The 8298-nt window shown below is 55.2% G+C and carries 7 protein-coding genes; 3 read left to right on the top strand and 4 right to left on the bottom strand.

The genetic code is table 11. The annotated features are described in order from the left end of the window. From lacNas_RS08375 to lacNas_RS08365, 3 genes are all read left to right on the top strand, one after another. The coding region (locus lacNas_RS08375; RefSeq protein ID WP_201332158.1) for a hypothetical protein at nucleotides 1–892 on the top strand (892 nt) is incomplete at its 5' end. Nucleotides 893–1006: 114 nt separating this feature from the next. Beyond that, nucleotides 1007–1420, top strand: a complete 414-nt coding sequence (locus tag lacNas_RS08370) for a hypothetical protein (protein ID WP_201332157.1) — start codon at nucleotides 1007–1009, stop codon at nucleotides 1418–1420. 153 nt (nucleotides 1421–1573) lie between these two features. Continuing rightward, complete coding sequence (locus tag lacNas_RS08365; RefSeq protein WP_201332156.1) at nucleotides 1574–3640, top strand: KUP/HAK/KT family potassium transporter; 2067 nt, start codon at nucleotides 1574–1576, stop codon at nucleotides 3638–3640. Nucleotides 3641–3950: 310 nt separating this feature from the next. Here lacNas_RS08365 and lacNas_RS08360 read toward each other — a convergent pair whose 3' ends face one another. The 4 genes from lacNas_RS08360 to lacNas_RS08345 form a co-directional block, all read right to left on the bottom strand. Continuing rightward, nucleotides 3951–5903, bottom strand: a complete 1953-nt coding sequence (locus lacNas_RS08360; protein ID WP_201346774.1) for a M13 family metallopeptidase — start codon at nucleotides 5901–5903, stop codon at nucleotides 3951–3953. 23 nt (nucleotides 5904–5926) lie between these two features. Beyond that, the gene (locus lacNas_RS08355) at nucleotides 5927–6265 is read right to left on the bottom strand and encodes a glutaredoxin (RefSeq protein ID WP_201330576.1); all 339 of its coding nucleotides are present in this window, start codon (nucleotides 6263–6265) and stop codon (nucleotides 5927–5929) included. 129 nt (nucleotides 6266–6394) lie between these two features. Further along, nucleotides 6395–7615: an MDR family MFS transporter gene (locus lacNas_RS08350; RefSeq protein ID WP_201330577.1), complete on the bottom strand. Its 1221-nt coding sequence runs from the start codon at nucleotides 7613–7615 to the stop codon at nucleotides 6395–6397. 98 nt (nucleotides 7616–7713) lie between these two features. Further along, nucleotides 7714–8298 (bottom strand): PAS domain-containing protein (locus lacNas_RS08345; RefSeq protein ID WP_201330578.1); only part of this gene is annotated, 585 nt, incomplete at its 5' end.

The raw sequence follows: 8298 nt of genomic DNA, 5'->3' as shown, positions 1-8298 counted from the left end.
GGGCGGCGCCGGCTTTTACTTCTACAACCGGCAGAGCCAAAGCCAGGAGCAGTCCGCCAGCTCCAGCTACGCCAGCCTGATGCAGGCCGGCAAGGCCGACGCGGCAGCCAAGAAGTACAGCCAGGCAGCCGATGAATTCGACCAGGCTTACCAAGTCAAGGCCACGGCTGCGGCCAGCCACTACAAGAAGCAGGCCCAGAACCTGGCTGATTCCGTCAAGCTGGCCAAGACGACCGTCAAGTATTCCAGCGCCCTGCTTTTGGCCCAAAAGGCCCAGAAGCAGACCGGCGGCTACAGCGTGATGACCAGCCAGGCCAAGAAGCTGGTAAAGCAGCTGAAGGCGGTCAAGGACAACTACCAAAGCGAGATCAAGCCTTTGATGAAGAAGGCGGCAGCCTCAATGGAAGACGGCGACTACGACAGCGCGGTCTCAACCTATAACAGCATCCTGGACCTGCCTTACATCAACGGGGTCTACTACGCCAAGGTCCGCTCAACTGTCAAGAGCCTGCTTAAGCAAGCCAAGAGCAAGCAGAGCGATTCATCGAGCTCATCCAGCTCAGCAGCTTCCTCAGACAGCAAGTCTGCTTCCAGCTCCGCCAGCTCACAGGACTCAAACAGCTCAAGCGCTGCTTCCAGTTCTTCCAGCTCATCCAGCCAGCAGGCTGAAGGCTCAAGCACCAGCAGCAACGACAAGGTCGGCGGCAGCACCGTGACTACGCGGGACGTGCAGCAGATCCGCAACCAGCTCTCCAACCTAGGCGAAGACACGTCCGGCTGGAGCCCGCAGGACCTGATCAACCTGTTCAACTACGCTTACCAGCAGGGACACACCACCATCGGCTCCATCACCAAGGATGACGTCGACGGCTATCTGAACTCAAGCAAATAATTCATTTTGGCGCCAGGCCTGGTTTTTCCGGGCCTGGCGCTTGCTTTCTGGGCTTAAAGCCGTTAAAATTACTATTGACTTTATGGACTTTAATTTAAAAAAGGAGCTACAACTTTGGCAGAAGAAGAAAAGAAAAACCGCAACAACGAAGACTTGTTCAAGATCGTGATGCCTGAACCGGAGCGCGTAACCATGCCAGCACGCGAAGTTGCCGAACAGCCAGCCTACCTGGTCAACTTTGCCAACTTCTACGTTTCTTCTTTCGAACGCGACGACTTGGAAATCATCAGCGAATTTGACGAAGACCACAACATGGTCAACATCAACCACTACCTGCTGCTCAACCAGCCGTTCTCCCGCAAGAACCTGGTCAAGCACGTGCTGATCGACCACGCCCACAACTTCCAGGCCATTCTCGACAAGATGAGCCAGGAAACCGGCGTTGACCCGGAAGCCATGACGACTTACGAGGACTGGAGCAACTGGTACGAAGGCATCCGCGCGAAGATCGAAAGCAGTTTGTCCTAAAAGACTTGAAACTTTACTCCAAATATAAGAAAATTACAGTAAAAAGAATGTCTCATGGCATTCTTTTTTTACTTGCTGATTTTAAGCCGAGACTTAACTTCAGCTGTTCGTGTATCACAGGCTTTTTTAAAGTTTGAGGAGTATTTTGTTACTATGGAAGTAGAAAATAAACGCAATCGGATGACGGCCGCCGGCCTCCTGATTGCGATCGGGATTGTCTACGGCGATATCGGTACCAGTCCCCTGTACGTCATGAAGTCCGTCATCGCGGGCAACGGCGGGATCGGCACGGTCGGCCGCGATTTGATCATCGGCACGATCTCTCTGATTCTGTGGACCGTGACCCTGCTGACGACCGTTCAGACAGTCGTTATCGCTCTTAGAGCAACCAACCACGGTGAAGGCGGGATCTTCGCCCTTTACGCCTTGATCAGGAAGCGGGCCGCCTGGCTGGTCTGGCCGGCGCTGATCGGCGGGGCCGCCATCCTGGCCGACGGGACTCTGACCCCGGCCGTGACGGTCACGACCGCCATTGAAGGGCTGAAGGGGCTGGAATTTGGCAAGGGCAACATCCCTGTCAGCAACCAGACCACGGTCTTGATCATTACCATCGTCATCCTGCTGGTCCTGTTTTCAATCCAGCGGATGGGGACCAGCATCATCGGCAAGGCCTTTGGCCCGGTCATGTTCATCTGGTTCGCCTTTTTGGGCATCATGGGCCTGATCAACATCGGCGGCAACTGGTGGATCCTGCAGTCTTTGAACCCTTACTACGCGATCAAGCTGCTCTTTAGTCCTTACAACAAGGCCGGCTTCGCCATCCTGGGCTCGATTTTCCTGGCCACTACCGGGGCCGAAGCCCTTTATTCAGACGTCGGCCACGTCGGCAAAGGCAACATCATCGGCTCCTGGCCGTTCGTCTTTGTCTGCCTTTCACTGAACTACTTCGGGCAAGGGGTCTGGATCCTGAACAACACCAACCTGAAGTCAGCCAATGAAATCAATCCTTTTTACGCGATGATTCCGGAAAACATCCGGCTGGCTGCGATCGTTCTGGCAACCCTGGCCGCCATCATCGCCTCCCAGGCCCTGATCACCGGTTCCTTCACCCTGGTCGCTGAATCGATCAACCTGAAGTTCCTGCCGCGGATGAACATCCTCTACCCGTCAGACGAAAGAGGACAGATCTACATCCCAGCCATCAACAAGATGCTGGGGGCTACCACCATCGCCCTGGTTCTCTTCTTCAGAACCTCAGCCCACATGGAAGCAGCCTACGGTCTGTCAATCACGATTTCCATGCTGACGACCACCATCCTGCTGTATGAATGGCTGGTGCTCAAGCAGGGGCACAACCTGGGCAACTTGATCTTCGTGATCTTCTTCAGCACCATCAACATCCTGTTCATGGGTTCAAGCTTGAGCAAGTTCACCCACGGCGGTTACGTTTCCCTCTTGATCACCCTCTTGATCGCTTCGGTCATGGTGATCTGGTACTTCGGCAACAAGGTCCGGGACCAAAACGAAGCCGTCAACGCCTATGTCCGTCTGGATGAATACACGGACATGCTGACTGACCTCAGCCACGACGACAACTACCCGACTTATTCCGACAACCTGGTCTACATGGCCAAGGTCAAGTACAACAAGTTCATCAAGCGGGAAGTCCTCTACTCGATTCTGGACAAGCGGCCGAAACGGGCCCGGGCCTACTGGTTCGTCTCCGTCAACGTCACCAACGAGCCGTTTACCGCTGAATATGCCGTCAACACCTTCGGGACCAAGAACGTGATCAACATCCAGCTCTACCTTGGTTTCAAGAAGCAGACCAGCGTCAACGTCTACCTGCGCCAGATCGTCCACGACCTGATCAAGGACAACACAATCGAAGCGCAGCCGCAGGAATACACGACCACTCCTGGCCGGGACGTCGGCGACTTCAAGTTCGTCATCGTCAACGACGTCATCTCGCCGTCGACCACCCTGTCTTCCTACAAGAAGTGGCTGGTCAAGGCCCGCGTGCAGCTGCAGAACCTCTCGCCAAATCCGGCCCAGTGGTTCGGCCTGGAATTCGCGGACACGGTGATCGAGCGGGTACCGCTGATCCTGGGCAAGCAAGAGCCTGAAAGAATCAAGCGGGTCGCTCCGGTCGACTACAGCAAGACCGTCTTGAACAAGGACAAGGTCAAGCTGAAAAAGCAGAAAAACAAGCGGGGCTAAGTTTTCAGCCCGCTGAAAAAGCCAAGGTTCAGACCTTGGCTTTTTGCTTGTTTAGAAAGTCTTAACCACTCTAGAAATTTGCAAACTTTTTTTCATTGAAGCAAAAAAGTTTGATCACAAGTTTTTTACAAAGAACCGTTATTATATAAGCATAGTCAGAAGCAAGAAATTGCTTCTCCTATAGGAATTAATTTTTCTTTTTCTTTTCCTCTTTTACACACACATATATTAGACAAACACACACAGCAGCAGAAAAGCAGTCATAGATGGAATGACTGCTTTTTTGTTGCTCTTTTGTTTTTTAGAAAAACTACCAGATCTTGACCCGGTCTTCCGGCGCCAGGTACATCCCGTCGCCCGGCTTGACGGCAAAGGTCTCGTAGAATTCGTCCTGGCACTGGGCCTGGACGTTTGCCCGCAGGGGACCAGGCGCGTGCACGTCGACGGAAACGATCATCTTGATGGCCGCTTCCAGGGACTTCTGTGCCCAGACCCGGGCCCAGTTGGCGTAGAAGTCTTCCAGCCCCTGGCCTTCTTCCTTGCAGGCGGTCATGGCCGCGGTCAGGCCGCCCTGGTCGGCGATGTTTTCCGAAACGATCTGCTTGCCGTTAAGGGTGGTCGGACCGAACTTGAGCCCGTCAAAGAGGGCGATTTCGGCCTTGGTCCGGTCGGCGAACTCCTTATAGTCGGCTTCGGTCCACCAGTTCTTCATGTTGCCGAATTCGTCAAACTGGGCCCCGTTGTTGTCGAAGGCGTGGGAGACTTCGTGGGCGATCACTGCCCCGATGCCGCCGTAGTTGGCTGCCCGGCTCTGCTCGCTGCTGTAGAACGGTGCCTGCAGGATGGCTGCCGGGAAGGTAATATCGTTTCTCTGCGGGTCATAGCAGGCGTTGACCAGGTTGCCCGGCATCAGCCAGACGGTCCGGTCAACCGGCTGGTGCAGCTTCTCCAAGCTGTACTTGATGCTTTCCCGGCCGGCGGCCTGCAAGTTGCTGTAGAGGCTGCCGCCTGCTGCAGCTGGAGTGACCTGGAGGCGGTTGTAGATCTCCTCGATCTTGTCCGGGTAGCCGACCTTCAGGATCAAGGCCTGCAGCTTGACGATCGCCTTGTCCTTGGTGGCCTGGGACAGCCATTCGTTCTTGGCCAGCCGATCCTCATAGACCTTCAGCATCCGCTTGATCATGCCCAGGACGTCCTCTTTGGCGGCAGCGCCGAAGTAGGTCTGCCCGTAGTAGACGCCGACGACCTCGCTGAAGCTGCTGTTGGCGATTCGGTAGGCCTGCTTGTCGCCGCTTGCCAGCTGCGGCTGCCCGGTCAGAGCCTGGCTGAACGGGAAGGCAGCCTCTCTGAATTCCTGGGACAAGGATGAAGCCACGTCATTGATGAACTTGACCAGCATCCAGCCCTTGATTTCGCTGAAGCTGGCCTCGTTCAAAAGACCTTCCGCCTGGTCCAGGTAGCGCGGTTCGGTATTGATCAAGACGGCTGGTTCCTCGCCCAAAAATTCCTTCAGGTAATTCCCCATGTCGAAGCTGGTGAACTTGCCCTTGAAGTCAGCCAGGGAAATCGGGTTGTACATGGCCGGGTAGTCAGCCCATTCTTCGCTGGACTTGACCACCTTGGCCAGGCGCTGGTCGTAAGCCAAAGCGCCGTCCACGTATTCAGCGGCTTTTTCTTCGCTGACGCCGGCCATTTGGAAGAGCTTAAGGGTCTGCTCTTTCAAAACGCCGAGCAATTTTTCAGCATCCGGGCTTTCGTAAGTGGTCGTGTCCGGCAAAAAGAGGTGGGGACCGCCGAAGTAGACCGTGTTGACCTTGGTGTTCTTCATGTCCGCGTCAACCGAGAAGGAGAACGGCAGGTCAAAGCCCTCCTTGGCCAAAGCCGCCGCGGCCTTTTGCAGGTCAGCCCAGCTGGTCAAGGCTTCCAGCTTCTTTAAGTCCTCTTGGATCGGCTCTGCCCCGTCAGCGTTCCGCTTGTCAAAGTCCTTGGCCAGCTTGTAGAGTTCTACGGCCTTGTCCAGGTTCGGGACGGCCGGAACTTCCTTTTCCCCGCTGGCAAAAGCCGCGAAGTCAGCCATCAGGCTCTTTTCAACGTTTTCGGCGATTTGGTCGAAGCTCCCCATCCGGGACCGGTCAGCCGGGATTTCCAGCTTGTCCAGGTAGTCGGAGTTGACGGCCAGGTACAGGTTGTCCTGCGGGCGGGCGTTCTTGTCAACGACAGTCGTGTCGCCGCTGCCGCCGCGGACCTTAAACTTGTTGTCCAATGTTTTTCCTCCTTGTTTTTCATCTAGCAGTTGTGCTGGCGCAGGTCACACTGGGCCGCGATTTCTGCCTTGGCCCGGTCGGCCTCCTCAGGCCAGATCGGCTCTAAGCCCTGGTCTTTCAAGAAGCCTTCCCAGTCGGTAAAAATTTCCCCGTCTTCTTTGACGCAGGCCGGAATGCCCGCGCTGCCCTGCTCTTTAGCGTGAGCAAAGGCGGGACTGGCATCCCGCAAGCGCAAAAATTCCTTGAAATCCGGCATGGTGGCGAAAATATTGATGAATTCGTAGTCAATGCCGTACTTTTTAAAACTGGCCTCACAGGCGATGCAGTCCGGACAGATTTTTGTCCCGTAAACTTTGAGCATGTTTTTTCCTCCTTTTCTCACTATCTGTTTATTTTACTAGCTCTTCCCCCTCCAGTTCAATCAAAGTGCAAAAAAATAAGGCCGGAGCGCAAATCCGGCCTTATTTTTCAAAAATCGGCAAATACTGCCCTACTTGAAGAACTGCACCTGGTCCTTCAGCTTGGCTCTCAGAGGCAAAAGGGCCAGCAGGCAAAGGAAGATGCCGCAGCTGGCGACCACGAACATGGTCTTGTAGCCAAAGAGGTCGATCAAGGTCCCGCCAAAAAGCGGCCCAAAGGCCCGGCCAACCCCGCTGGCCACCAGGGTCAGCCCCTGGTACTTGCCCTTGCTGGAGTACGGCGACATGTCGTTGACATAGGCCGGAATCGCGGAAAAGGCCGTTGATTCGCCCAAGGTCAGGATCGACATGGACAAGACGAAGCCCGGGTAGGTCTTGGCAAAAATCAGGGTCAGCCAGGAAACGGCGAACATGAAAATCCCAAAGTAGATCTGCTGGTAGATGCTCTTGAAGATCCGCGGGAAGCGGGCCAGGATGAGCTGCACGACCACAATGATGCTGGCGTTGATCGTCCACAGGGTTGAGTACAGGTGGAAAGGAATCCCCAGGCTGACCATGTAGACGGACAGGTTGGACTCCCAGTTCATGTACATCAGCCAGGTTACCCCCAAGGTGATGAAGAAGCCCATGGTCATCCAGAAGTTGGCCTTCGGCATCTTTTCCGCCTTCAGCGGGGCCTGGCCGGTCTTCTTCTGTTCCTGCCGGCGGGCATGGTAGGCTACGATCGGCTTGAACTTGAAGAAGGCAACCAGGGAGCCGACCAAGAACAGGCAGCTGGCGATGATGAAGAGCAGCTCAATTGAATAATCGTACAGGTAGCCGACGATCAAGGTCCCGATAACCACCCCCAGGTTCTGGGAGAAGTAGAGGATGTTGAAGACGTAGCGGCCCGGGTACTTGCGCAGGCTGGTGGCGATGGAATTGACCAAAGCCCCGTTCCAGCCCCCTAAAAAGCCGGTACAGACCAGCCAGAACCAGTAGATCGGCCAGCCGTGGAAGAAGGCCATGGCCAAAAGAACCAAGGCGTCCAGCAGCATCCCGCCCACAATCAAGGGATAAGGGTTCAAACGGTCAAAGAGGCGGCCGCTGATGGTCGAACCCAGCATGTTGGCCGCGCAGTTGCAGAAGAGGACGATCCCGATTACCGACAGGCTGATCCCCAGCCGCTTGTTCAAATAAACGGAAGTCAAAGGCCAAATGAAGCTGGCCCCGATCCAAGTAGCCAGTTCGGCCACGACCAGCCAGGGCAGCGCGATTTCCGGCAACCGGCTCTGTCCGTGTTTAGTTCTCATTTTTCATCCTCCTTACTTTCAGCAAAACGACTAAAAAATCTCTAAGCAATAAGAAAACCACGACTCAGCAAGTCATGGCTTCTCTCTTTATTATAATTCTACAACTCTTTCTTCTTTCCTTGCAAGGCGCGCAAATCGGTAATGTCCTGGAGGATTTCCAAAACGCCCAGATACTCCCCGGCCTTGTTTCTGACCGCCAAATACTGGATGTAGACAAAACGGCCCCGGACTTCAAACCAGAAGGCATGCTTGTCCTTGCGCCCGCTTCTGAGGTCGTCGACAATGGCCTTGACCTTGGGCACGCTTTTGGGCATGTGAATGCTGAAAAGGTTCATGCCCAGGTCGTTTTTGGAGTGGGGATAAAAGCCGCAGCTGCCGCCAAAGTAGCGGATGACGTCGTCTTTGTCCACAAAGACCAGGTCCAGGGGCAGCAGGTCCAAAACGGCCGAAAGCTGCTCATAGCTGAGGCTGCCTTCCGCGAACTCGATGAAGCGGTCGGTCAAAGCCGGCCGGGCTTTTTCTTCCGGCCGGCTGACCTCAACCATCTTTTGGTAGTTTTCGGCTTCATTGCCGCCCAGCTGGCCGGCAAAGGCCCCGATCTGGTCGTTCCACTTGGCGATTGCCGCCTGGTCGGGCTTCTTCTGCTCAGCCAGTTCCGCCTTTGACGGCCGCCAGGCCGGCGG

Origin of the sequence: Lactobacillus nasalidis (assembly GCF_016587775.1) — a bacterium.
GTDB classification, from domain to species: domain Bacteria; phylum Bacillota; class Bacilli; order Lactobacillales; family Lactobacillaceae; genus Lactobacillus; species Lactobacillus nasalidis.
This window is presented reverse-complemented; position numbering and strand designations above follow the sequence as displayed.

What these genes read in the sequence shown, in the direction of transcription:
- lacNas_RS08355 (WP_201330576.1), bottom strand. Translation starts at nt 6,265, where the DNA reads ATGCTCAAAGTTTACGGGACAAAAATCTGTCCGGACTGCATCGCCTGT.
- lacNas_RS08365 (WP_201332156.1), top strand. Translation starts at nt 1,574, where the DNA reads ATGGAAGTAGAAAATAAACGCAATCGGATGACGGCCGCCGGCCTCCTG.
- lacNas_RS08350 (WP_201330577.1), bottom strand. Translation starts at nt 7,615, where the DNA reads ATGAGAACTAAACACGGACAGAGCCGGTTGCCGGAAATCGCGCTGCCC.